Source organism: Micromonospora sp. NPDC005299, from assembly GCF_042872345.1.
GTDB lineage: Bacteria > Actinomycetota > Actinomycetes > Mycobacteriales > Micromonosporaceae > Micromonospora.
Map to the genome: position 1 here is coordinate 99,954 of NZ_JBIAKG010000011.1, position 24,285 is coordinate 124,238.

At 65.2% G+C, this 24,285-nt stretch carries 20 protein-coding genes and 2 pseudogenes; 15 read left to right on the top strand and 7 right to left on the bottom strand.

All coding sequences use genetic code 11. The features are described 5' to 3' along the window. The first annotated feature begins 539 nt into the window (after positions 1 to 539). Together ACFYPD_RS26755 and ACFYPD_RS26760 are read left to right on the top strand one after the other, a co-directional pair. On the top strand, positions 540 to 2,513 hold the full coding sequence (locus ACFYPD_RS26755) for a hypothetical protein (RefSeq protein ID WP_387118994.1): 1,974 nt from the start codon (positions 540 to 542) through the stop codon (positions 2,511 to 2,513). 84 nt (positions 2,514 to 2,597) lie between these two features. After that, complete coding sequence (locus tag ACFYPD_RS26760) at positions 2,598 to 4,217, top strand: hypothetical protein (RefSeq protein WP_387118997.1); 1,620 nt, start codon at positions 2,598 to 2,600, stop codon at positions 4,215 to 4,217. Between the two features lie 667 nt (positions 4,218 to 4,884). Here the strand turns inward: ACFYPD_RS26760 and ACFYPD_RS26765 are convergent. Then, positions 4,885 to 6,003, bottom strand: coding sequence for an IS110 family transposase (locus ACFYPD_RS26765; RefSeq protein ID WP_387119000.1), 1,119 nt, complete (start codon positions 6,001 to 6,003; stop codon positions 4,885 to 4,887). A 181-nt stretch (positions 6,004 to 6,184) separates the two neighbouring features. Between ACFYPD_RS26765 and ACFYPD_RS26770 the strand changes: the two are divergent. Continuing rightward, positions 6,185 to 6,424 (top strand): annotated as a pseudogene (locus ACFYPD_RS26770) (IS630 family transposase); the annotation flags it as partial. Here the strand turns inward: ACFYPD_RS26770 and ACFYPD_RS26775 are convergent. Together ACFYPD_RS26775 and ACFYPD_RS26780 are read right to left on the bottom strand one after the other, a co-directional pair. Beyond that, positions 6,421 to 7,350 carry a hypothetical protein gene (locus ACFYPD_RS26775; RefSeq protein ID WP_387119003.1) on the bottom strand — a complete coding sequence of 310 codons (930 nt, stop codon included), beginning with the start codon at positions 7,348 to 7,350 and terminating at the stop codon, positions 6,421 to 6,423. The pseudogene ACFYPD_RS26770 and the gene ACFYPD_RS26775 sit on opposite strands and share 4 nt — an antisense overlap. A gap of 327 nt (positions 7,351 to 7,677) precedes the next feature. Further along, the gene (locus ACFYPD_RS26780) at positions 7,678 to 8,553 is read right to left on the bottom strand and encodes a hypothetical protein (RefSeq protein WP_387119006.1); all 876 of its coding nucleotides are present in this window, start codon (positions 8,551 to 8,553) and stop codon (positions 7,678 to 7,680) included. Between the two features lie 310 nt (positions 8,554 to 8,863). On the opposite strand from ACFYPD_RS26780, the gene ACFYPD_RS26785 reads away from it, so the two are divergent. Genes ACFYPD_RS26785 through ACFYPD_RS26800 form a run of 4 tightly spaced genes read left to right on the top strand, consistent with a single transcriptional unit; the run spans position 8,864 to position 11,489 of the window. Next, positions 8,864 to 9,121 carry a hypothetical protein gene (locus ACFYPD_RS26785; protein ID WP_387119009.1) on the top strand — a complete coding sequence of 86 codons (258 nt, stop codon included), beginning with the start codon at positions 8,864 to 8,866 and terminating at the stop codon, positions 9,119 to 9,121. Positions 9,122 to 9,124: 3 nt separating this feature from the next. Continuing rightward, positions 9,125 to 9,952: a phage minor head protein gene (locus ACFYPD_RS26790; RefSeq protein ID WP_387119012.1), complete on the top strand. Its 828-nt coding sequence runs from the start codon at positions 9,125 to 9,127 to the stop codon at positions 9,950 to 9,952. A 32-nt stretch (positions 9,953 to 9,984) separates the two neighbouring features. After that, positions 9,985 to 11,319: a hypothetical protein gene (locus ACFYPD_RS26795; protein WP_387119015.1), complete on the top strand. Its 1,335-nt coding sequence runs from the start codon at positions 9,985 to 9,987 to the stop codon at positions 11,317 to 11,319. A gap of 11 nt (positions 11,320 to 11,330) precedes the next feature. Next, positions 11,331 to 11,489, top strand: coding sequence for a hypothetical protein (locus ACFYPD_RS26800; protein ID WP_387119018.1), 159 nt, complete (start codon positions 11,331 to 11,333; stop codon positions 11,487 to 11,489). A 424-nt stretch (positions 11,490 to 11,913) separates the two neighbouring features. Here ACFYPD_RS26800 and ACFYPD_RS26805 read toward each other — a convergent pair whose 3' ends face one another. Beyond that, positions 11,914 to 12,747, bottom strand: coding sequence for an IS5 family transposase (locus ACFYPD_RS26805; protein ID WP_387119020.1), 834 nt, complete (start codon positions 12,745 to 12,747; stop codon positions 11,914 to 11,916). An 893-nt stretch (positions 12,748 to 13,640) separates the two neighbouring features. On the opposite strand from ACFYPD_RS26805, the gene ACFYPD_RS26810 reads away from it, so the two are divergent. Then, positions 13,641 to 13,814, top strand: a complete 174-nt coding sequence (locus ACFYPD_RS26810) for a hypothetical protein (protein WP_387119023.1) — start codon at positions 13,641 to 13,643, stop codon at positions 13,812 to 13,814. Positions 13,815 to 13,960: 146 nt separating this feature from the next. Here the strand turns inward: ACFYPD_RS26810 and ACFYPD_RS26815 are convergent, their stop codons facing one another. Both ACFYPD_RS26815 and ACFYPD_RS26820 read right to left on the bottom strand, forming a co-directional pair. After that, positions 13,961 to 15,601 carry a hypothetical protein gene (locus tag ACFYPD_RS26815; protein WP_387119025.1) on the bottom strand — a complete coding sequence of 547 codons (1,641 nt, stop codon included), beginning with the start codon at positions 15,599 to 15,601 and terminating at the stop codon, positions 13,961 to 13,963. Positions 15,602 to 15,867: 266 nt separating this feature from the next. After that, positions 15,868 to 16,005 (bottom strand): annotated as a pseudogene (locus tag ACFYPD_RS26820) (IS5/IS1182 family transposase); the annotation flags it as partial. A gap of 323 nt (positions 16,006 to 16,328) precedes the next feature. On the opposite strand from ACFYPD_RS26820, the gene ACFYPD_RS26825 reads away from it, so the two are divergent. Beyond that, positions 16,329 to 17,030, top strand: a complete 702-nt coding sequence (locus ACFYPD_RS26825; RefSeq protein ID WP_387119028.1) for a hypothetical protein — start codon at positions 16,329 to 16,331, stop codon at positions 17,028 to 17,030. A 210-nt stretch (positions 17,031 to 17,240) separates the two neighbouring features. On the opposite strand, the gene ACFYPD_RS26830 is transcribed toward ACFYPD_RS26825, so the two are convergent. Then, a complete protein-coding gene (locus ACFYPD_RS26830; RefSeq protein WP_387119031.1) occupies positions 17,241 to 18,023 on the bottom strand; it encodes a transposase family protein in 783 nt (260 codons plus the stop codon). A gap of 834 nt (positions 18,024 to 18,857) precedes the next feature. Between ACFYPD_RS26830 and ACFYPD_RS26835 the strand changes: the two genes are divergently transcribed. The 6 genes from ACFYPD_RS26835 to ACFYPD_RS26860 all read left to right on the top strand — a co-directional run bounded on the left by ACFYPD_RS26835 (position 18,858) and on the right by ACFYPD_RS26860 (position 24,267). Then, positions 18,858 to 19,433 (top strand): TerD family protein, encoded by a 576-nt coding sequence (locus ACFYPD_RS26835; RefSeq protein WP_387119033.1) that lies wholly within the window; start codon positions 18,858 to 18,860, stop codon positions 19,431 to 19,433. A gap of 239 nt (positions 19,434 to 19,672) precedes the next feature. Then, positions 19,673 to 20,251 carry a TerD family protein gene (locus ACFYPD_RS26840; protein WP_387119036.1) on the top strand — a complete coding sequence of 193 codons (579 nt, stop codon included), beginning with the start codon at positions 19,673 to 19,675 and terminating at the stop codon, positions 20,249 to 20,251. A gap of 144 nt (positions 20,252 to 20,395) precedes the next feature. Beyond that, positions 20,396 to 21,541: a DUF475 domain-containing protein gene (locus ACFYPD_RS26845; protein WP_387119039.1), complete on the top strand. Its 1,146-nt coding sequence runs from the start codon at positions 20,396 to 20,398 to the stop codon at positions 21,539 to 21,541. Between the two features lie 78 nt (positions 21,542 to 21,619). Beyond that, positions 21,620 to 22,312, top strand: coding sequence for a hypothetical protein (locus ACFYPD_RS26850; protein WP_387119042.1), 693 nt, complete (start codon positions 21,620 to 21,622; stop codon positions 22,310 to 22,312). Positions 22,313 to 22,389: 77 nt separating this feature from the next. After that, the gene (locus ACFYPD_RS26855; protein WP_387119045.1) at positions 22,390 to 22,965 is read left to right on the top strand and encodes a TerD family protein; all 576 of its coding nucleotides are present in this window, start codon (positions 22,390 to 22,392) and stop codon (positions 22,963 to 22,965) included. A gap of 66 nt (positions 22,966 to 23,031) precedes the next feature. Next, the gene (locus tag ACFYPD_RS26860) at positions 23,032 to 24,267 is read left to right on the top strand and encodes a toxic anion resistance protein (protein ID WP_387119048.1); all 1,236 of its coding nucleotides are present in this window, start codon (positions 23,032 to 23,034) and stop codon (positions 24,265 to 24,267) included. Positions 24,268 to 24,285: the final 18 nt, after the last annotated feature.

The following is a 24,285-nucleotide window of genomic DNA, read 5'->3' on the forward strand; positions in this document are numbered from 1 at the left end:
GGGATTATCTATGCGTCGGGTCAGAGAGCCTCTCCGTGCTGTGCTGCCGATGTTGTTCCTGGCACCGGTACTAGCCGCCTGTAGTAGCTCCGGAGGCACCGCCGTTGCGAGCTCAGCACCACACCATCGGAGCAGGCGACGGCCGCATCCCCGTCTTCCTCCCCGAGCAACGCCGGATTCCCCGGCATGGTGATGGCGGAACTATCAGACGTTCAGGTCCGTAGGGGTGATTGACGCGGAGCAACCAGCCGACCCAGTGCTGCTGCAACCACCAGCCACACCCTGCGAGCGCCGTTCGCGGCGAATGGTAAGGCCGACCACGAGGGCCCGGTCACTACTCTGGTTGATCAGCCATTTATTGCACTCACCAACTCGAGGGCGCAATCAGCCGGCCGAACCCCGACCGCTCATCCGATCATTGGCGGTGACGGATCCGCCATATTTGATCACGCAGAGGACCCGGCATGAACGAGTTAACTGGATCGGTACGAGCGGGGGCACGTCGACCCGTCCCAAGGCGACGCCGAGCGGCGGCAGAGATGGTTGCCCTCCTGCTCGCCAGCCTGCTGGTCGTCTCATGTTCGCACGCGCCAGGGCGGCCTGCGTCGGTGGACGGATCCACATCCGCGACGGTCACCCCGGTCGGGGACGCGATTGACGTCGCCGTGGGCCCGGGCCGGGCGCTGTCCGTCGAGGTACCCGACGTGGGGCGGATCACCGGGGCGGTGGGCGCGTTCACTACGGCGGGGACCGTCCAGATCCGCCCGCAGCGCACCATGTTCGCCGCCTCCACGGGTTTGGAGTCGGCCGGCCTGGGCGTCGATCTGACGTTCCACGGCACCCAGCTGCAGAAGCCGCTGAGGCTCGAGTTCCGGGCCGGCCAAAGTCCCAGCCCGCACGCGCTGCCTGTCGTCGCCCACAGGGCGGACAATGGTGCGTGGGATGTGCTTCCCGCCAACCGTGACAGCTCTGGCACCTTCACAGTTGACGCCAGACGGTTCTCACTGAACGTTCCCGGCTGGGCTAACCCGGTCACGTGGTGGAAGACCCTCACTGCCAAGCTCGCGTCCGGCATCGGAGGGCGGACCACGCCCTTGAGCTGCTCCGGCGCCCCAACCTGGTTCCACCTGGACGCCCGCCACAGCGACCTGGTCCACACCTGCGCCACCACCAACCACACGAATGACGGCACAGAGGTGGCCGAGGTACGAATCAAATCCAATCGTGGAGTGTCCGTCGAGGTCACGGTTCCGGGGCGGCCAGCGTACGTCTGGGTGGAGGGCATCCCTTGGTCTGTGCGGAAGTGGCAGGCCGACCGGCTGCACTTCGATGCGAATCAGCGGGTGATCCTTCCCGCCGGCGCCTCCATGACCGTCGGCTACCCCCGAGAGTACACATCGACACCCTTCTCCTTCTTCGCATCTGGTACCAGCTGGCTGGCCGCCGCCGACACGCTGATCCGAGACCTGGTCGACCTGACCGGGGAGGTTGACAAGTACGGCGTAGGTATCGCGTACACCGAGGTGAAGTGCGCGACGGGCTTCGCAGCCGGCCCCGCCGGCCTGAACGTCGGAGCCGCAAGCCTGCTCGATTTTCTCACCTGCTGGACGGGCTCGCTGTCGGAAGAGCTGAGAGACATCAACAACGCCAGAAAGGTCATCTCCCAGCTCGGAACTGGCGACGCGGACGCGCTGGTGCGGCAAGCCAAGGCGGCGAACGCTCTCGGCTGGCTAGTTGCGCTGTGGCCGGCGTACCAGCTCGGGTTCGGCAACGTCGCCGACAAGATTCGAGAGCTGATCACCGAGGGCCGTGGTGCGCAGATCAGCTACCACATGGACCCGCCAGCCGCTCCACCAACCGGAGACGACGGCCCTCCTGGTCGCACCAGCGGCGGTCCTGCCGGGGGCGATGGTCCGGGGGGCGAGGAACCTGCGAGCGTCACCCTGGCACGCGGGCCGGTCGCGCCGCACGGATACCGGTATGCCGTCCGGCTCAGCGGCTTGCCGGCCCGATCCTCGGTCACCGTGACCTGCTTCGACTCGGTCAGCACCGGCGGCTTCTACACCTTCACCATGACGACGGACGCCGCAGGTGACGCATTCACCCAAAGCCAGTGCTACTCCGCGGACGGCCCGGAGCACTGGGTGACCGCCGGCGGCAAGAGCTCAAATCACCTCACCTGGAGCGGTGCACCGGCCGGTCCCGCCGCACCGCCTCCCCCAGCGGCCCCGACTCATGCCGAGACGGTTGGCGTGGCCACCCACACCTGGACCAACTACGCCAACGCCGGCGGCAGCGAAGGGCCGACCATCCCCCCGTACACGACCGTGCAAATCTCCTGCCGGCTCCCGGGATTCGCCGTCGCCGACGGAAACACATGGTGGTACCGGGTGGCCTCGCCGGGCTGGGACAACCGGTTCTACGCCTCTGCCGACGCCTTCTACAACAACGGATCGGCAAGCGGGTCCCTGCACGGCACCCCATATGTGGACGAAGCCGTGCCGTTCTGCTGACCAATGAACCCAGCCCTGGTGGCGATGCACGAAAAGTCACCTCGGAAAGTTCGCCCTCATCACCTAATGAAATGGAGGCCAGGGATGCGACAAGCACTCATCTCAGCATGCGGTGCGATGCTGGCGGCCACATTGGCAGTCAGCGCCTGCTCTGCCTCCAAGCCAAAGAAGGTTGAGCTGGCACCCGCCAACAACAAAGCCGTTGGTGAGAAAATCACGGTCACGGGAAACGTGCCCGTGAATCTGAAGGTCCAGACGGATGAGAAGGTCGGCGCCAAGTTCCAGGCGGTCATTCCAATGGGCCCCGCCGTACACCTAGAACCCGTAACCGACCTTCCAGAGGCCGCCACTATCACCTTCCCACTCGCCAACGCTCTAGCGCCCGGAACCACCCCACTGGTGGCAACTGCGGACACAGACAAAGGCCCATGGCAGCTGGTGAAGGCCGCTCTGTCCGCCGACAGGCGGTCGGTGATCGTTCAGGAGAAGCACCTGGCCAAGTGGTGGCAAATCCTCATGCCGGACGTCCCAGCCATGCAGGACCTGTTCGTGAAGGAGCTCAACGCTGCCATGCAGGGCGACATGCTTACCGACGCTCCGCAGCCCAAGTGCCAAAACGAGGACCAAGCCAAGGCCAACCTCGACGTCAACGTAATCACTAAGGACAGCCTGTCCTGGTGTCTCGGCATGGAGAAAGGCAAGCGGGTACTGAAGGCAGCCAACCGGACCAAGTTCCCCTTGCGGATCATGGTCACCCTGTCGTCAGGCAACGGCCAGACGGGCAAGGTACTCGGGCCAATCAACATTAAGCCGACCCCCTTCACGGCACTTAACGACCGTGCGGCCGGCCTAATGCTCTTGACACCGTTCCAGGAAGTCGCCTATCCAATTGACGTAAAACCGGACGATCGGGTATCTCTGTCCACGGAGTTTGAAAAGGCCGGCTACAGCCTCGGGATACTGCAGACAACGGTCATCGCGCTGTTAAACATCGAGGCCGACTTCGGCACCAGAGGCAGCAAGATCGGCAAAGTGAAAACTGAAAGCTTTACCGACGCTGCAAAAATCATTGATGGTCTCATGAAGAATGACACCTGCGCTTACGCGGTCATGCAACCCGCTTACAGCACAGACGTGCGACAGATCGACTTCACCAGGATCGTTCGAGAGTGCTTCACCGGGCAGCTTGCGGCAAAAGCCTTCGGCTGGCAGTCCAGCCTCGTACTGCCCATCATGACCGAGCAGGCGGCCCAGGGCTACTACACCGAGGAGTTCCACGCCCTAGGCGACAAAGTCAACGGACAGGTCCACTCCCGCGCGCTCTTGTTCGGGGGTAACGGCCAGCGGCCGCGCCTGAATCCCGATACGCTCGTGGGTAGATGGACGTACGACTGCAGTGACAACAATTACCACATCGTTGCTGTCATCACGCCCGATCACAAGGTCGAGTGGACCCTGAACAACGGCGAGAAAGCCGCTACTCTACGCTTCATCAATGAAGGGTCAAATCTTGCAGCAGTAGTGGAGTCAACCTTCTACCAGGGCCAGGAAATATTCCGATACAGCACGGCAGAAGAGGTCGACTGGATGCGCCCCTTGGCCACTTACGGCGTCCATATGGATGACGAAGGGCGCCTCGAGTTCTCCGGCACCAGCAGCCTCGACACCCTCTACAAGGAGGGTGATATCCAGACCCAGTGCTAAGTCCCTGAGGTATCCGGGCAGCGACAGGGCCGGCACGACTTCTCGCGCCGGCCCTGCTTCTTTCCGCCGTCCCTTCGACCACCCGGCGGCCCGACGGCGGCCTAGCCGGCTGTGGACCAGTGGCCCATTGTCTCCCAAGCGGCCGGACGACGGCGTCCCGTGGATGGGAACCAGGTCGACGCCAGCGGCGGACCTAAAGGCGGGGTCACCAGCGTAATCATCGCAGCCCGCGGGCCGCGGAGATGCCGCCAACCTGTTCCTGCTGGGTCATCCATGAAGGAGCGGGGCCGGGCAAGGCTCTGGTTTGACCTGCTGACGTTGATTTTTCCGGTTCCGGCAACGGGTTTCGGGCAGGCGTGTGTGCGGTGCCGGGGTCAACGGCTGGGCCGTAGGCCCACCCCGCAGGGGCTTGGCCTTGACGCCGGCGCCGTGCGCGCCATGCTCGTGATGCCGGAAGGCGTTGTGGGTGGTCGCGTCACCAGTTCCGACCGATGTCGGAGGGGCAGGCCGAGGGGTTCGGCTGCCGGTCATCCATTCGCCCACGGAGAGTCGGGGCATGGTGGTGTGCGACCGTGACCGGACGGGGTCAATCAAGCGGGCGGCCTCGCCGTCGGCCGACGGGGGTCAGACACAGAACGAGCTCGCGTCCGGTCACGTCCGAACCTGCTCACGCCGCCGGGGCGGCCGGTGCGAGGGCGCGGATGTGCCCGTCGCGTAGGCCGTAGTAGACGAGGGTGAGCAGCTTACGGGCCACCGCGACGGTGGCGATGTTGCGTCCGCGTCGCTCAGCGACCCGGGCACGGGTAGAGGTCAACCAGCCGGCGGTGTGCGGGACGCCGTGAGCGGCCTCGACCGCGGCCCACCGCACCAGCGTCGAGCCTTGTTTGGTGATCCGCCCCCGGTGCACGACAAGGTCGGACTCGCGGTGCCGCGGGGTCAGCCCGGCCCACGAGGTCAGCTGCGCCGGGCCGGGGAACCGGTCGACCTCGCCGATCTCGGCGACGAACACCGCCCCCAGGACCGGTCCGACACCGGGGATGGCCTGGATCGCGGTGTAACCGCGGTGCCCGGCGAGTCTGGCCCGGATCGGCCCGGCAACCGCGTCGATCTCGAAATCGACCGCGTCGATCAGCCGGCACAGCGAGGACACCCGACCTCGATAAGCCCCGTCCAACGGTGCGCGAGACAGCAGTTCCCGCCCACCAACGCCGAACAGATCCGAGACAGCGATGTGCACGCCCTGTTTGGCCAGCACCGCGTGCACGGATGCCTTCAGGCCGCTGCGCCACGCGACCAGCTTGGCCCGATACCGCACCAGCTCCCGCAGCTCGCGCACCGCCGGCGGGGCGACATAGGCCTCCGGCAGCCTGCCCATGCGCAGCAGATCCGCCAGATCGGCGGCGTCGCGGGCGTCGTTCTTCACCCGCCGGTAGGCGAAGCCTTTCACTCCCAGCGGATGCGCCAGATGCACCTGCGCGCCAGCCGCGGTCAGCACATCAACCGCCCAGTACCAGCCATAGGTGGCCTCCAACACCACCTCCGGGTCCGGGCCGGCCTTGGCGATCTCCAACCCCAGCGCGACCGGGTCGTTGTCGATCCGCACCGTGTCGAGCTTCTCGCCCGCCTCCGTCATCCGCACGATCACCGACCGGCGCCGATGCAGATCGATACCCACGATCTGCCGGCCGTCGTACTCTGCCTGCATGAGGGGCCTCCTTCGTCGTGAGACGTGAGCACCCCGAGCATCCCGCCGGGACCCACGAGGAGCGAGGCCCCGCTCCTTCATGCCATCAAGCCGTAGGCGGCAGCGAGGGCGGCGCCGGTCGTGATCAGGCCGGTGAACACCGTCGGGCTAATGGGCGCAGAGGCATTGAGTCCCCCTGCCGCCGGCACTAGCTTGTCATGCACGCCGCGCTGACAACACCACGCAGCCAGATGATCATCGGATCAACGCGCTCATGCGTGACCTGCACTTCACCCCGACCGGATCCTCCTGGATCAACCAGGTCGAACGCTGGTTCGGCTACCTCAAGCAACAGGAGATCCGCCGCGGCGCCCACAAGAGCGTCCACAGTCTCGAGGCCGACATCCGGGCGTGGATCGACTGGAACAGCAACCCACGCCCGTTCGTCTGGACCAAGACCGCCGACGAGATCCTCGACTCACTCGCCCGATTTTGTAGGCGAATTTCCGGCGCAGAACACTAGCAGTGCTCCTTCTTCGCCTGTTCGGCGACGGCCCTCGCCTGCTTCAGTAGCTTTGCAACCTTGCTCTGGTAGCCGCTTCCCTTTTTGCGCCAGGCTGCCGTCTTCAGCGATACCTGATTGAGGAGGTCCTTGACTTGGTTCGCGTCTGGCGCTTGGGGCGGTGTGTAGTCCGGTAGAGCGGCGGCAGCCTGTTGATATTCAGTCAACGTGCGGTTGAGGTCCGCAGCCGCGTCCTTGAGCGAATCGATCTCGCTCGTAAGGCTCAACATGTCGCTGTCGATGGTGTAGGCGTCGCTCTCCACGGTGTATGCGTCGCTGTCTGCGGTGTATGCATCGCTGCAAGCAACCGACTGGTCAGACTCCCTGTCTGCCTCCGCAGCGTTGGCTTGCGCGTCCGCGAGGTGGTCCCGAGCGGCGGACAAGTGGTTGTCGAGGTCCGAGAAGGAGGGCGGCGTGGCGAGCCCAGCCCGAACGTCCTTCATCTTCTTCAGGACAGCGTCGCCTGCGGAGGCGATTCGCTGCTGGCTCTCTTGCAGGGAGGCTGCGGCTGCCGCGCTCGCCGCAGCCGCCTCATTCGCTGAGGCGTTGGCCTGAGCAGACGCCTGTACGGCCTCCACGGCCTGGTTGTAGCTCTTGAGTGATCCCGGCTTCAGGGGGAGAGACGCGATTGCGCCGTCGTCCTGAGGTACCTGAAGGCTCATGCTGGAGCCCGACACGGTGCCGGAGATGTTGCGGACAAGCCCGAACCCTTGGGGGAAGCTGAGAGTCAGGGCATTGCCGTCCAACGTGCCTGTGAAGGCGGCGTGCGACGGAGTCGTCGTAGTCGCGCCAGGATGGGCCATGCTGATCTCATCCAGGGTTCCCGACAGCGCGTTCGCCTCCCGAGTGATCTGAACCAAGACGGCGCTTGTTTCGTCGGCTCCCACCCAGATATGGGGGAACTCCTCGACCTGGCTGCTGAGTCGCGAGCAGGAAGTCACAGCGAGTCCCGCCGTGAGTAACAGGCCGGCAATCAGTCGCCGAGCACGCCAGGGGCACCTTCGCACCGCTGCAACCTAGCGATCATGGCATCCACGCGGTACCGCCATCCGGACGGTGTCCCCTGTAGCTACGTCTATGGCATCCGCCCTCCCGGGATGAGGCCATGGGCAGGGCAGAGCACGGCCGAGGGGGAGGCTGCCCGGCCTCTCAAGGCGGCGAGCGACGGTACATCGTGGGCGGACAGGTCTGCCTGCACGCCTGGAACGTCGGCTTCACTCTCGGCAGCGGCGGTGTGTCTCCATCAGGTCGAAACTGTCACCGGCGAATTTTGTCGCGGCCTCAACTGCCTCGCGCTTTGTTGTCCAGCCTGCTTTCATCCCCTCTCGCAGCCGGGAGGCGTATTCGATCACCTCCGCCGGCCGCAACAAGTCCTCGACCAGGTAGCAATCCAGCGCCGTGGGCCAGGCACGTTCATTTACTCGTGCCGACCCGACGAGGATCCCCACGTAGGCCAGCCGCAGATCGTCACCACCGATGGAGTCTGTGCCGCCGCCGATTCCCGGCAGGTACCCCGGCGAGTAGTAGGCCGGCAGTGCCGTGTCGAGCACATCCACTCCCTTGCCACCGCCGGGCAGCCGCGCCGCCGTCGAAACGCTGTCGGGTATGTGCTGGCCGGGCGACGCGACCTGCCGCGGGCAGAACCGGCGGCCGGCCTCGTCACGGGCGAAGGTCAACAACCGCTGCTTCCGCCGGTCGACCGGCGGCACAAATCCGACACCGAGCCTGCGGGCGAGTTCCTGCCCCCTCGCGTTGGCCTTCGCAACCTGTGCGGCCAACTGCTGCGGGGTACGTGACGGCAGCACGATCGAGCACCAGGCGGGTGGCACCGCTTGCAACTGCCAGCCCAGCTGGTCCGCGAGCTGTAGGTCCTCGGCGCGGACTCGGAGCAAGAAGGCGGCCATATCGCGGCGGACCCGGCGCTTTCGCGGCCTGTCGTAGGCGTCCTCACCTCGGTCAGGAAGGTACGTGTCAGGTAGACCTGCTTCCTTGGCGCTGAGGTTGTCGTGGAGTCTTCCCTCGGCCCACAGCCGGTCCCACGCCGTGGTGGGAGTGATGGCCGAAGGCTGAGGGGCTGGAGTGATGGCCAAAGACTGAGGCGAGGCAGATGTTGGACTGGCCGCGGCCGAGGACATGTCGGGTGCGGCAGGGTGCTCCGCCCCGGACGAGCTGCAGCTGGTCAGGACTACCGCACAAACGAGTACAACTGACCGCCGCAGATGTCCAGCCTTCGCCTCCAACACGACGACAGATTAGCCCCAGGTTCCAAACAGGGGCCCGGATGCTGTGGGCACCCCTGCGTGACGTCCAAGGCTGAGCCATAGGGCCGTGCCTTTTGGCCTGCTCATGAAGGCCGGCCGAGTTGAACCCGACCCCTTCGCGCAAGGAGCGCGTGGCCGGATGCGGCTGCGTTACCCCGCCGTGTTTCACCACCAAGTCGAGCCGGCGCTTCGCCCGCTGTCTGTGCGGGCGCAATCCCCATGCTTGGGTATCGACCTCGGCGGCGATTTCGTGAAGCTGAAGCTGCACGACGACGTGCTGATCCTTGAGCGGCTCATCCGCAGCCCGGCCGGGCTGCCGGTGTCCCGCCCCGACGGCGGTGTGCAGGTCCAGGGCGTGCAGGTCGCCGTGGTCGCCGACCCGCCGGCGGGAGGCTGAGCCGTGGCCGAGCCGGACCCGTGGCTGCCGCTGCGCCTCGACCACGAGGCGCGGGTGGTCGCCGCCGAGCGGCGGGTGCCGCGGGCCGCCCGGAAGGCCATGCGGACGTGGCTGGCAGACGCCGGCGCGAAGGCGCTGCCGGTCACCGCGGCGGCGCTGCCGCCGGACCCGTCGGCGCTCGCCGGCGCTGGGCAGGCGTGGTTCGATGCGATGACGGTGCACCTGGTGCCGGCCGTCGACAAGACGTTCCTCGAGGGAGTCGCCGACGCGGGCGGCGACGTCGACCTGCTGCGCGTGGCGCAGATGACGGACGAGTACCTGGCGGCCCTGCCCAACCGGCTGACCGGCGTGCCCGGCTCCGCGTGGCAGCTGGTGACGGCGGCGGTCGCCGAGCTCAGCGCCGAGGGGGCGAGCATCCCGCGGCTGCGCGACGCGATCGAGGCGATCCTCGGCGAGCGGTTGTGGGAGGACCGGGCGGTGACGATCGCTCCGACGGAGACGATCGGCGCGTACAACGCCGGGACCCTGACCGCGTGGCTGAGCGCCGAGCAGGTGCTCGACGAGAAGCTGGACAAGGTGTGGGTGGCCACGCACGACGAGCGGACCCGGGACGACCACCGGGACGCCGACGGGCAGCGGGTCGCCCTAAACGGCGTGTTCATGGTCGGCGGGGTGCCGATGCGGTACCCGGGCGACCCGGCCGCGCCGCCAGGGCAGACGGTGAACTGCCGCTGCACGATGATCGAGGTGGAGGCGACGAGCCCCTGCCTGTGGTTCCGAAGCACCCGTTGCCCCGGCGTGACTGGGGCACCGGGTTGGACATCACGGTGACGGCGGCGGCAGCCGCGAAGGGTGGCAAGCAGATGGCGACGTGGAAGGGGACGCTGGCGCCGCTGGGTGCCAAGTCGGGCGACCGGCGGATCTTCGCGGCGGACGGCGAGTGGTCGTTCCGCGAACTGCCGCTGGCGCTGAGGTGGGCGCGCGAGGACGCCCCCGGGCACGAGGGCGCGGTGACGATCGGCCGAATCACGACCGGCGAGGTGCAGAAGTCGAAGCTGGTCGGCGCGGGCGACTTCTTCGACGCGGTGCCGGAGCTGGGCGAGGCGCTGGAGCTGCTGCGCCAGGGCGTGCTGTTCCCGAGCGTGGACCTCGACGACTTCGAGTTCGTGTTCACCGACGCGGACGGCACGCCGATCGAGGAGATGTCCGACGAGGAGTGGGAAGCCTTCATAGAGGCCGGCGAGGAACCGTACATCACGGTGACGAAGGGCCGGGTGATGGCGGTGACGCTGGTCGGCACGCAGGCGTTCATGGAGGCGAAACTGGAGCTGGTCGACGACGAGGAGCCGGCCGACGGCGAGCCCTCCGATGAGGAGGAGAAAGAGGAAGAGCCGGTCACTGCGGCCGGCGCGGCGGCGACGAGCAAGCAGGTCGCGCCGCTGTACCCGCCGAGGACGTGGTTCGACGACCCGAGCCTGACCGAGCTGACGCCGATCACCGTGACCGCCGACGGGCGGGTGTTCGGGCACCTCGCCGACCGGGACTGCCACCTGTCGTTCCTGACCGGCGGGCAGTGCGTGCTGCCGCCGGACGAGGGCGGCTTCGACTGGTTCCACCGGCCGGAGATCCAGACCGCGGAGGGGGAGCTGGTCGCGGTCGGGCACATCACGGCCGGCACCGGGCACGCCGACCTGTCTGCCAGCGCGGCGGCCGCCGTCGAGCACTACGACGACACCGGCACGCAGGTCGCCGTGGTGCGGGCCGGGCGGGACGCCCACGTGGGTCGCGGGGTCGCTGGTGCCGGAGGCCACCGAGGAGCAGGTGCAGCTGCTGCGCCGGTCGCCCCTGTCGGGGGACTGGCGGTGGATCGGCGGGGCGCGACAGCTCGTCGCGGCGCTGTGCGTCAACGTCGGCGGGTTCCCGGTGGTGCGGGGCCGGTCGTCGGGCGGCCGGGCGTACGCGATGGTCGCTTCGGGCTGGGCGGGCTGGAAGCCGTCCGACTCGGAAGGCCGGCGGCCGGAAGCGCCGCTGCCGCCGGCCGCCTTCGAGGCGGCGGTGCGGCGGCGGTGGCCGCCGGGTTCGCCGCCGAGCGACAGCGTGCCGCGAACGCGGCGGCGGCCGAGCGGATTGCAGCGTCGATCGGCCGGGACCGCCGGACGCTGGTGGCGGCGCTGTCCGCCGAGGTGCATGGGGAGTAGGGGAGGAAGCAGTGGGCTGCAACTGCGGCGCGCGGCGCCGGGGCGGGACGGTGTGGGTGCTGTCCTACGGGGACGGCCGGCAGGGCGGCGAGTACGGGTCGAAGACGGACGCGGAGATCGCCGACGTGCGCAAGGGCGGCGGCGGGACGATCCGCCAGGTGCAGAAGTAGTGGACGAGACTGGCAGGCTCTGTTGATTGAGTAGGAGCCGTCGGGGTGGGCCTGACGGCCCCGTCGGCCGTGGTGGCGAAGATCGCGGCGAAGAAGCGGTGAGCGAGCATGGGTCATCAGTAGCGGGACTGCCTCGGGGGGAGGCGCCCAGGTCTCCTGACTGCCCTAAGATCACCACGCCCAGTCAGACGCAAAACGAAGGGCATGCCCCGTGGACTTCATCATCGATCTGCTCAAGGTCATCATAGTTGATCTGTTTTACTCCATCATTAAGGGGATGCTTTGGCTGTTGTTCCTGCCCCTGCGTCTCATCTTCCGCCGCTCCCGCTGATCGAGTGTGGGCCTCTTCGGGGGCCCCTTTCGTTTGCTCGCCGGCCGCTCTAAGAGGGCGTCTGATTCACGTATTTTGCGAGTGATGTGATCTTCAGATGTCTCGCCAGGTTGGGGTGGTTTCGTCGGTGACCCGTTTGGTGAGGTTGTCGATCATCGCGATGCGGATCATGCTGGCGGAGTTGTCGGGTAGGGCTTCGTAGTCGCGGGCCAGGCGGCGGTGCAGCATGATCCAGCCGAGTGTGCGCTCGACGACCCAAAGGCGTTTGACCCCGAGAACCCTTTGATGTGCGGGTCCTTGGTGACGACCTCGACGTCGATGCCGAGGGTGGCGCCGTGTTCGATGACCTTGTTCTTGAAGCCGGCGTCGACCCAGGTCTTGGCCAGCCGGGTGGGTGGCTTTGGCCTGGTCGAGCAGGTCGATGCCGATGGTGTTGTCGCTGGCGCTGGCGGCGGTGACGATGACGGCGAGGAGCAGACCGAGGGTGTCGGTGACGATGCCGCGCTTGCGTCCGACGATCTTCTTGCCGGCGTCGATGCCCTGGCTGGCCAGCGGTGCGTTGGTGGAGGTCTTCACGCTCTGGGTGTCGATCACACCGGCCGATTGCTGGGCGGCGCGTCCGGCCTTGGCGCGGGCCAGGCCGGTGAGCTCGTAGTTGATCTGGGTGAAGATGCCATCGCCTGTCCAGGCGGTGAAGTAGCCGTAGACCGTCTGCCAGGGCGGGAAGTCATGCGGCAGATAGCGCCACGCAATGCCGGTGTGGTTGACATAGAGGATCGCGTTGAAGATCTCCCGCAGGTCGTAGGTGGGTTTGCGTCCCCCGACGCCGGCATCGGTGCGAGCCTGGCGCCAGGCGTCCAGTCGTGGTGCGATCAGCGCCCAGCGGGCGTCGGACAGGTCGGAGGGGTAGGCAGGTCGTTCGGCCATACGACGTGTCTACTGTGGAGCGCGGGTGGATCGCACTTTGGGTCCGCCGATTCCCGAACTTTGTGAACCAGACACGATCCGCGGATCAAAGCAGGGCATCTCGCATCGGCATCAATCAGGTGAACCTGGCCCCAGTGGTGATCATTCGACCCTGCCGACGCCTCGCCGACCAGGCCCACGAAAGCAGCAATACATAGCCGGAACGATCAAAACGCCCAGTAAGGCGCCCACTGGCTGGCCCGAGCGTCTACTCCTATGTCTCGCATAGGGCGCGCTCGTGGGTCACGGCCTTAGCTCGTTTAAACGCGCTCAGCCGTCGCTGTCGCAATCGCCGCTACCCCGCTACTGTCACACTCCGTCGTATGATTTAGTCCGTCAGGATCGCTCGTATGATGTGCGAGCACGGGCCCCGAGGGGTGGTCCACACCAATTCGTTAAACGCAGGATGCGATGACGCCTGCCCAAATCAAGGAGGCCGATTGACTTACAGCGAGAAGCGGACGACTGCGGCGCGAGACTACTTGCAGTGGCAGCGGGACTGCCTCTGAACATTGGAGATCAACAAGGCGAATGACGAGCGACGCTGAATGTTCGGTGGAGCGCAATGCCGCTGAGTGCGTATAAGTGCCAAATCTGGTCGTAGTGTGGCGATTGCGAAGGCGTGAGCGTGTGCGACTGGGCTCGTTCGATCGGTTGGGCCGCTGGGCAGTTCATCAGCCCAGCGGCCCAACCGTCTTTTTGGTCCGGCCCAGTGCGGAATGCATCGCCTTTTGCAGCCCGGTCCATCACGCGCTCGACGATCCTGCTGACAACTCGTCCAGTATCCCGCCATTTCATGGCTAGGCGGTCGGTGTCGATACCATGCTCGGCCAGGATGTCTCGACGTGCCACCGATGCGATGGGAAGGCGACACGATCGTGGTCGAGCGCGAGGCGCTCGGCGAGGAGGACCTGCGCATCGAGCCGAACGTGCACGGCAGGTACGTGGTGATGGGCGGCCACTGGATGTGGGAAGAGGTGCCGGTCGACGCGGCCGACACGGTGCACGGGATCGCTGAGCGGCCGTAGCGTCCAGCAGACTCCGGGTGTTACCGAGAGACGGAAACCCGGGGGACCGGCGGGAAGCTGCCATGGGCGTGCCGGCGGATGGGTAGGTGCGCTGGCCGGCACCCTGGTGGTTGCCGGCCAGCGTCGGGCTCGCGTGCCAGCTGGGGTTATGTGGTTCCGAAAACCCTGGCACGCAGCCCCGTAGAACTCGTCGTGACGTTAGGGGCGTCGTCGGGACACGTGTTGGACGTGGTGAACGTGCCGCCCGGGCTGCCCGCAGTGTAGACAGTGATGATCTTTCCGTATGTGGCCGTGAAGGTGATCGCAAGGCGGACGACATCACCACGTGAAACTCGAACTGGTCCGAACGAGAATGCGGTGTCACCTGCGGGTGCCGCCGCGGCGGAGGCGACGACCGAACCGTTCACCGCCACTGTCAGGTGCGCCGTCACCCTAGAGTCGGGATCGATCTGCACGGTCGCGGCCGAGAGGGTGCCGACGCCGACCGGCACCGTAAACGTTTGTGTGGCCGTCCCGCCCGGCATTGAGAGGGCGTTGTTGGGGTTTCCACGGCACATCGCGCGGCCCGCATTGGCGGGGCCGTAATTGTCGTATGCCTTAACTGGCTGTGGCGCGGCCGGCGGCGGATTGCTTCCTCCGCCAGGGGGCGGCAGCAGCGGGTTGGTGCCTTCGCCAGGGGGCTGGGCCGTGTCCCGGCGGATGGCGACATGATAGCGGTCGCGGCGATTGAACTGATCAGCGAGCGCGCTGACCGAGCCTCCCATGAACTCGATGAAGGGGCCGGCCACCATTAGCGGTGCGACCAGCAGTACCTTGGGACCGAGCGCGGTGACTAGTTCCTTGACGTTGAAGCATCCCGCGAGGAGCTTGACGGGGCCTTGGCCGAGTGAGTCTGCGCAGCTCGTGGCAGTTATGAGTCTGTCCGCTATCTCAACTTTCGGGGTGTTGACAGCGTACCCGAGTTTGGTCAAGAGCTTTAATAGCGAGTCGACCCCGACGTAAAGGGCATAGATCGACCACGCGAAGCCATCGAAGCTCGTCCTGACCGTCGAGGCTGACCCGACGCCTAAGGACGCGCGGAACGTGACTGACTCGCGTGGAGGCAAAAGGACCGTGTTGAGCGGGGCAAGCCGAGCGGCCTTCGCCCAAAGTTCACCGCCGGGCTTTCGGAGCACCGGCAGCCCGGTCTCTAGCATCAACGGATACCGCCGGTTGTTGACGATAGTCAGTATGCGGTCGGTTCCAGACTTGCCGAGACACCAGTAGACAGTGCTCCCGCTGTCGGAGCTGATGCGATATCCGTCGCCACGAGCGCCCGATTCGTCCGGGCACTCTGGCTCCCGAGCATTAGCGGAAGCGCCGCCACTGAGCGGGTCGATGAAGTCCTCGCGAAACCCTGTTAACAGCTCTCCTAGATTGACACCGATGGCGTTGAAGATCGAAAAATGGTCAGTCGCGAAACGGACGCTGCGGCGGTCGGTGGAGACCTCGGCTTCAAGGAGATCCCAGGGGCCATCGGGTTGTTCCGCCCGCGCGACCAGCACGCCAGTGTGCTCGCCGACCGCTCGGCGAAGCGGCAGCGTGATCGTGGCGGGATTGGTCAGCTTGCCAGACGGCGTGATGTCGTAGGTTTCGGATAGGAGGGTCGTGGCCGGGATCCCCGGGTTCACGGTGCCAACGACCTTGACCTCGACACCGGGTGGAAGGTTCGGCGCCGTGACGGTGGCATCGGCTTTCGGCCTATCGCCCGCGGTGCACGCACTAGCCAACAGGAACAGCGCGATCACCGGTGCGATCCACGGCAAGCGCCTCATGTGTCGCCGCCGCAGTCCGCTGGGCACAATGCGGCGCTGAGTGACAGCGCACAACCGGTTCGCCTCATCGATCTTGGGCCTCTCGCAGCAGCCGACAGCGTCGGGATCGCTAACCAGCACAACGCGACGAGCGTGACAGCGACAATCATCCATTCGTACTGATCCGGTCGCCTTTGCTCCCCGGATGGACGGATGGTCGGTAGTTCCGTTCGGACTGTCAGGCCAGCCGGTGACTACGGCAGAGCCAGCAGCGCCTGCCGACCGGGGTCGAGGCGCCGCCACCGGGATCGGCGCTGCTTGCGGTGGCCGCGGATGCGCTCGGCGAGGTGGTCTAGGGTGCGGCTGGACAACGGAATCGTGGCGGGGTAGGACAGCATGGCGAGGCTCCCGGTCGGGGCTTCGAGTCTTGGTCGACAGCTGTCCTACCTGGAGCCTCGCACCCATCGATCACCGGGTCTGCCACACCCGCCCTAAACTGCAAGATCAGGTTGGAAAAGCTCGTTCAAGCCCAGCGGCCTCATTTGCGTTCGTTGCCATGCGGCATCCGTACCCGCAAGCGGCCAACCTAGACATCTTTTCTAAACTGCCCATATCTGTCACCGCTGCGCCTTGTTGTGTCCGATAGTGTCGGTTTCTTGACACGGACGAAGGCTGATCGGTGGGGTCGCTATCTGCGTCTCATGAGCGAGACTCGGATGCCATGGACGAGGAACTCGGTAAAGCGGCTGTAGGTGTCCTGGTTGCCGCACTGGGCGGCACCGCGAGCGCTGGTCTGCAAGCAGCAGCGAAGAAATTGCGCTCGCGAGTTCACTCGCAACTCATCGATGTCGACAGCAGTGAGATCTATGAGCAGTGGGAAAAGAGCCCTAGGAGCGTTGGCGCGCAGGGCGATCTTGCTGCCGCAATCAACTTTTTGGCGGCAGACTATCCCGCCTTCAAGTCGAAGCTGCGTGAGTTGATTGAAGAGGCCAAAGCGCTCTCTATTGTCCAAGAGGGGCACGTGGTGATGGGCGACCAGACCAGTAGCGTAGTTACGGCGAGTGATGGCTCTAAAGTCATAAGTGGGAACGTTGGTCGTGATGCTCATGTGGGTGACAACGTCACTAAGTCGAACACCTTCAAGATCGGTGGCGGAATCCTCCTGGCTGGCCTGCTCGTCATTGCCTTCATGTACGTTATTGGCCAAGTTTCATCTGGGGACAAAATAACCCAGGACTCCACTTGCCAGGAGTACCTTGAGGCTCCTTCAGAAGAGGCGTTGCGAGGATTGCGTCAAGTGGGTATCGAGCTCGGCGTCAAGACCGGGAGCCCTCTGGCGCCGCCTGCAATTTCCTATGCTTGCAGCGAAGAACCCACCGCCCGCTTGGGTGATGTGGTGCTCCGCTACAAAGGGCAGTTCTAGTAACTAGTTTACCGAAAGAAGTTCGCTGCCTTGGTGCCCCGACTTTGCGGGCGCCAAGGCAGCTTTTTGGTTGTTACGGCTCTGCGTGAGCACCTGACTGTCCCGAGTTCACGTCTCAATTAGGACTCAAGCCTACATACCGCCTGTCTCGTGCGCGCCTCCAACGACTTGTTGACTTGTCTGCCAAGTGCCGTCTACCTTGAGCCTTTTTCATCCTGCGTAGCGGTTGGTTTCGACGCGGTGCAGAACGAGGATGGCCTGCACGATCGGGGTCGCTCGCCGTGGGCAGCAGCGCAGCTTGGTTAGGATCTTCCAGGTCTTGAGGGTGGCGATCGCGCGTTCGCCGCGGGCGCGGATTTTCGCGTGGGCGCGGTTCACGGCCTTCTGCCTGCGTGACAGCTTCGGCCGGAAGCGGCGCCGCTTGAACGGACTGCGCACGCTGCCGCGGGCTCCTTGGTAGCCCTTATCGGCGAAGGTCATCACGTCTGCACTGCTCAGCGCGTCGATGATGCCGTGGGTTCGGGCTGCGGTCAGGTCATGGACCGAACCGGGCAGCGCCGGTGAAGCCCAGACGAGCCGGCCAGCGGCATCGGCGATGACCTGCACGTTCACGCCGTGGTGCTTGTGTTTCCCGGAGTAGTACGGCCGCTGGTCGGCGACCCGGTCGATCGGAATCAGGGTGCCGTCCAGGATCGCGTACGCCAGCTGGCGGATCCGTTCCATGGCGGTGGCCAGGTCGTTGGCGGCCATCGCGAGCAGGGCTATCGCTTCCTGCACGTAGCGCCAGGCGGTGGCGACGCCGATCTGAAAGCCGGCCGAAAGTCGGGTGTAGGTGTCGCCGTTACGCAGGTGGGCGAGACCGAGCAGCGCCTGCCGACCGGGGTCGAGGCGCCGCCACCGGGATCGGCGCTGCTTGGGGTGGCCGCGGATGCGCTCGGCGAGGTGGTCTAGGGTGCGGCTGGACAACGGAATCGTGGCGGGGTAGGACAGCATGGCGAGGCTCCCGGTCGGGGCTTCGAGTCTTGGTCGACAGCTGTCCTACCTGGAGCCTCGCACCCATCGATCACCGGGTCTGCCACACCCGCCCTAAACTGCAAGATCAGCTTGGAAAAGCTCATTGGGCAGCAGCTTCGCGGTCTTCGGCCGGCGGGCTCGGCGTTCGGCATGCCACTGCGCGGTCGAGGCTTTGTAGTCCAACCGGTACGTCCTGGCCTCAACGTGGGAATCCACCAAGCTGACGTTCCGATTGAGATGGTTGCTTGAGGCAATATCGGCGTTCAGGGCGATTGACATCACAGACGGGTGAGCCTTAGTCACCTGATCGGTTGCTTAAGTCAAGTCCCGTGGCCGGGACTGGGGGCGGTAGTGTGCAGGAGCCGTGGGGGGGTGAAGACATGCTTGCGGGGCTGGAGATTGTGTTCGCGGTCGAGGGGATGCAGGAAGGCTGGTCTGGACTGCCTTTCCCTTTGGCGTGCCCCGCTGCGTGGTGGTCGACTCGCTACCCGCCGCTGGCGAGGGCGCCCGTCGATCCTGCTTCGAGCGAGGACCCGCTAGTCATCACTGGGCATGCCGGTCAGCAGGCCGACGACTTGAGCCGGCCTGACTTCATCAGGGACGGTCCTGCACCTCGGCAAGCTCGCTGTCCTCATTAGAAGCTCCACGACGCGCGAGTGCATCATCTGCATACCGGCAACGGCTCCAGCAGGAGCCGGGTTGGCCACCGCCGCGTGTTGCGTCCGCTACCTAGCATCAAGCCCGCCGCCAACCAGGCGGCGATGAATCGAACATGCAGGCGAAGGCGCTTGCGAAAAAAGTGGGGGAGAGTCCATGGGAGTCAGCCTTACCAAGGGCGGAAACGTTTCGCTCACCAAGCAAGCCCCCGGTCTGACCGCCGTCACCATCGGTCTCGGCTGGGATGCCCGTACCACCGACGGCCAGGATTTCGACCTGGATGCCAGTGCCATCGGCTGCAACGGCGGGGGCAAGGCGCTTTCCGATAAGCATTTCGTGTTCTTCAACAACCTTGTGAGCCCGGATGGTTCGATCGAACACACCGGTGACAATCTTACCGGCGAGGGCGCCGGCGACGATGAGCAAATTAAGGTGAATCTCGTCGGTGTGCCGAACGAGATTGAGAAGATTGTCTTTCCTGTCTCGATTTACAACGCGGACGCGGGTGGTCAGACGTTTGGCCAGGTCCGGAATGCGTTCATTCGGGTCGTGAACCAGGCTGACAATTCGGAGATCGCGCGCTACGACCTGTCTGAGGACGCCTCGACGGAGACCGCTATGGTCTTCGGCGAACTGTACCGGCACGGCGCCGAGTGGAAATTCCGGGCCGTGGGCCAGGGCTATGCCTCGGGACTGGCGGGCATCGCCCGCGATTTCGGCGTCAACGTCTGAACTCCGTCCGGCGGGCACCAGTGGGACGGTCAGCTCAGCCGGCCGACATTAAGCGGGCTGGTAGCTCGTAAGCGACGTGGGGAAACCAATTTCGGTTGCCGAACCTGGAGCAGGACGGGCTCTAGGCGGGCCAACAGGGGATCCTGAAATCGGGTTCCGTTCCGGCCGTCACAGGTTTGTTTGATGCAAAACAGGCGGCAGATTTGTTGCCGCCGCAAAGAAATCTCAGGAGGATTTACATGAGTGTCAGCCTCAGCAAGGGCGGTAATGTCTCTCTTTCCAAGCAGGCTCCAGGCCTGACGGCGGTGGTCGCCGGGCTGGGCTGGGATGCCCGAACGACGAGCGGAGCAGCCTTCGACCTGGATGCAAGCGCGCTGATCCTCGATTCCTCGGGCAAGATCCTCTCGGACAAGCATTTCGTTTTCTTCAATAACCTCGTAAGCCCCGACGGTTCCGTCGAGCACACCGGCGACAACTTGACCGGTGAAGGCGAGGGCGACGACGAGTCGATCAAGATTAACCTTGCCGGGGTGCCGGCGGAGGTCGACAGAATCGTGATCACCGTCTCGATCTACGACGCCGCCAGCCGTGGCCAGTCTTTCGGCCAGGTTCGCAACGCCTACATCCGCATCCTCAACCAGACCGATGGTGCAGAGCTCGCGCGCTACGACCTGTCCGAGGATGCGTCGACCGAGACGGCGATGATCTTCGGTGAGCTCTATCGTCACGGTGGCGACTGGAAGTTCCGCGCAGTCGGTCAAGGCTACGTTTCGGGCTTGGCAGGTATCGCTCGCGATTTCGGGGTCAATATCGGCTAGTCCCGTACTTCTGTTACTGCTCTATCCGTGGATGGTGCGTCGTGTTCGGCGACGAACGGCGAATGCGGCGCATCCATCCGATGGGCTATTCAGGCAGAGCCCTAGTAGCCATGAATATGGTCCCTGCAAAATAAAGGAAGAGACGTGCTGTTGAAAACCTTCGGGGGGTCGTTCGCCCTCACCGCCGTGGGCCTCGCCGCAGCCCTGATCTATGGCGGTCCCGCCGCCTTGGCGATCGCGGCGATCTTGGCTGTCCTGGAGGTCTCGCTGTCCTTCGACAATGCCGTGGTGAACGCGACTGTGCTGGAGAGGATGAGTCCCTTCTGGCAAAAGCTCTTCCTGACTCTCGGCATTGCGATCGCCGTTATCGGCATGCGGATGGCATTCCCGCTCATCGTCGTCGGTGTCACGGCGAAGCTGTCCCCGACCGAGGCAATCACTCTTGCCCTCGAGAAGGGCGACCCGGATGTCCCTGGGACCTACGGGTACCTGATGCACCAGGCGCACCCGGCGATCGCGGCCTTCGGGGGGGCATTCCTGTTGATGCTGTTTCTCGATTTTATCTTCGAGGAGCGCGAGATCAAGTGGCTGTCCTGGCTGGAGCGACCACTGGCTCGCATCGGCAAGCTCGACCAACTTTCCGTCGTCGTGACGATGGTGGCGCTCGCGGTGGTCGCCTACACGTTCGCGCCCGAGGGGAAGACCGCCACCGTCCTGATCGCGGGCATTCTAGGCATGGTTACCTACATCTTGGTGAACGGACTCGGCGAGCTGTTCGAGTCCGATGAGAACAGCGACGAGGTGCAGGACCTGCCCGGCATTCACGGCGGCGCAGAACGGATCGAACAGGCGGCCAACCGCGGAGGTATCGGCCAGGTCGCGGCGAAGGTGGGCAAGGCGGCGTTCTTCTCGTTCCTCTATTTGGAACTCCTCGACGCTTCCTTCAGCTTCGATGGGGTCATCGGTGCCTTCGCCATCACGTCCGATCCGATCATCATGGCGATCGGCCTCGGCATCGGCGCGCTCTTCGTCCGGTCGCTGACGGTCTTTCTGGTCCGCCAGGGCACGCTCAGCGAGTACGTCTACCTGGAGCACGGGGCTCAGTGGGCTATCGGTGCGTTGGCCGTGATGTTGTTGTGCACGATCAAGGTTGAGATTCCCGAGGTCGTCACTGGCCTTATCGGCGTGGGCCTCATCGCTGCCGCCTTCGTCTCATCGATCGTGCGTAACCGTCGTAGCTCTAACACCGATGGGGAGGACGCCGAATCTCGCGAGCTCACGCGGGTCTGACGACCGGCCCAGCCGCGCTCTCACGCCAATCACGAGCCGCCCTGCCGGGCGCTGGCTCGGAAGAAGGAGTTAGGAACTATGGCGATCGATTACACCAAGCGGCCAAAGAGCCTCTCGCCGCCTGCGGCCCGAGACCAGGGCGCACCGGTGCAGCTGTCGAAGGTCACTCTGACCAAGGCTGCTCCGGTGGTGTCTTTGACCAAGCAGGGGTCCACCAATGGCGTGCTGAGGGTCAATCTGAACTGGAATGCGCGCCCGGCTGGGCGCAGCGGCGGAATCTTCGGACAGCGAACTGCTAGTCCGATCGACCTGGACCTGGGCTGTCTGTATGAGTTCACCGACGGATCCAAGGGCGTCGTCCAAGCGCTGGGGAGGGCCTTCGACGCTCGGCCGCACAGCGTTCGGGAGCGGGTGATCTGGCTCGACGGGGACGACCGGTCCGGGGCGAACAACGCTGGTGAGAACCTGTTCATCAACCTCGCCTACGCAGCTCAAATCCGACGGATTCTGGTGTTCGCCTTCATCTACGACGGGATCCCGAACTGGGCCGCCGCGGACGGCGTGGTGACCCTGTATGCGGCCAGCGGCCAGCAGGTCGAGGTGCGCTTGGACGAGGCCCGTGACGGAGCCCGGATCTGCGCTATCGCCATGCTCGAGTCGGCCAATGGTGATCTGTCCGTTCGCCGCGAGGTCAGGTACGTCGACGGTGGCCAGAGCCACCTCGACCGCGCGTACGGCTGGGGAATGAACTGGAAGCCGGGCCGCAAGTAGCGTGAGCTCCTCGCGCATCAGAGGTTGACACGCCATCGATTCCGCCTGAGGGCAGCATGAGAGGAAGGGACAACAACATGACGGTCAGTTTGAGCAAGGGGCAGAAGGTCTCTCTGGCCAAGGCCGGCGGTGGCACCCTGACACGGGTCCGCATGGGCCTGGGTTGGGATGCCGCACCCAAGAAGGGCCTGTTCGGCACCAGGAAGCAGACCATTGATCTCGATGCCTCCTGCCTGCTCTTCAGCGCACGAGGTGAGCTGGTCGACCAGGTTTGGTTCCGGCAGTTGAAAAGCCGCGACGGCGCGGTGCGGCACACCGGCGACAACCTGACCGGTGCGGGGGACGGCGACGACGAGTCGATCATGGTGGACCTCTCTCGTCTTTCTGCCAGCGTCAGAACGCTGATCTTCACCGTAAACTCGTTCACCGGTCAGGACTTCTCGCAGATCGAGAATGCGTTCTGTCGGTTGATCGACGAGTCAACCGGACAGGAAGTTGCCCGGTACGACCTGACTGGCTCGGGCCGACACACCGCCCAGATCATGGCGAAGCTGGTTCGCGAAGAGCAGGAATGGTCGATGACGGCGATCGGCGCTCCGGCCTCTGGACGAACCTTCCGTGACCTTCTGCCGGCGATGGCTGCGCATCTCTGAGACGCCGGCATTGGTCCGTCTAGTACTCCACCGTCAGCCCGAAAGTTTTGTGAAGGAGTATCGGCGATGTCCGAACTCGACCTCGGCAGCTCCGGCACGGAAGCTGTCCCCGCTGCCCCGGGTGGCTCGTTGGTCCTCACCCCACCGGCACCTGTCGTTGTGGTGGACAAGGAGCAGGCGGCCGGCGCGGTCACCGTGGACAGCGCCAAGCAGCGTGAACTGCTCACCAGGGCGGAGGCTTTCGTCGCGGAACTCGCCGCGCTGGACATGCGCTCACCCGCGTTCAGCGACAAGGTGAACGCCATTACCTCGATGGGCGAGCGCGAGATGCGCGCGTCGGCGAGTGTGTCCAACCGGATGCTGGAGCGACCAGCCGCCGTGCTGAGCTCCGGGCGTGGGCGGGGTGGTAGTGACGCGCAGACGCGCGTCGCGAACACCCTGGCCGCGCTGCGGTCCACGGTCACCGAGCTTGACCCGGGCCGCGCCGACCTGAACGGGGCGAGGAAGGTCCTCAGGTTTCTGCCCGGCGGCGACCGGCTTCAGCGGTACTTTGCGCGGTATCAGTCCGCACAGAGTCATCTGAACGCGATCATTAAGGCGCTCGAGTCCGGCCAGGACGAGTTGCGCAAGGACAACGCGAGCATCGAGACCGAGAAGGCGAACATGTGGGCCATGATGGCCAAGCTCGCCGAGTACAACGAGCTGGCGGCGGCCCTCGACGCGGCGGTCGAAGCCAAGGTGGCCGCGCTGGAGGCGACCGGCAAGAGCGAGGACGCTAACACCCTGCGATCCGATGCCCTGTTCCCGATTCGGCAGCGGCGGCAGGACATCATGACTCAGATGGCGGTCGCGGTGCAGGGATACCTGGCGCTCGACCTCGTCCGAAAGAACAACGTCGAGTTGATCAAGGGGGTTGACCGGGCGCAGACCACTACTGTCGCGGCGCTGCGCACCGCGGTCATCGTGGCGCAGGCGCTGGCCCGGCAGAAACTCGTGCTCGACCAGATCACGGCGTTGAACACGGTGACCTCCGACCTCATCGAGTCCACCTCCGCGCAGCTGCGGATGCAGGGTGCGCAGATCAGCCAGCAGGCGGCGAGCTCCACGGTTGAGCTCGGCAAACTCCAGGCCGCCTTCGACAACATTTTCCAGACGATGGACGCCCTCGACACGTTTCGCAGCCAGGCGGTGGAGAGCATGGCGCAGACGGTGCACGCGCTGGAGGGGCAGATCGAGCGCGCGCGGCCGTACCTGGAGCGGACCCGCCGCGGTGAGGGCGCCGCCGCCCAGCTGGGGTCCTGAAGTCGAGCAGCTGGAAGA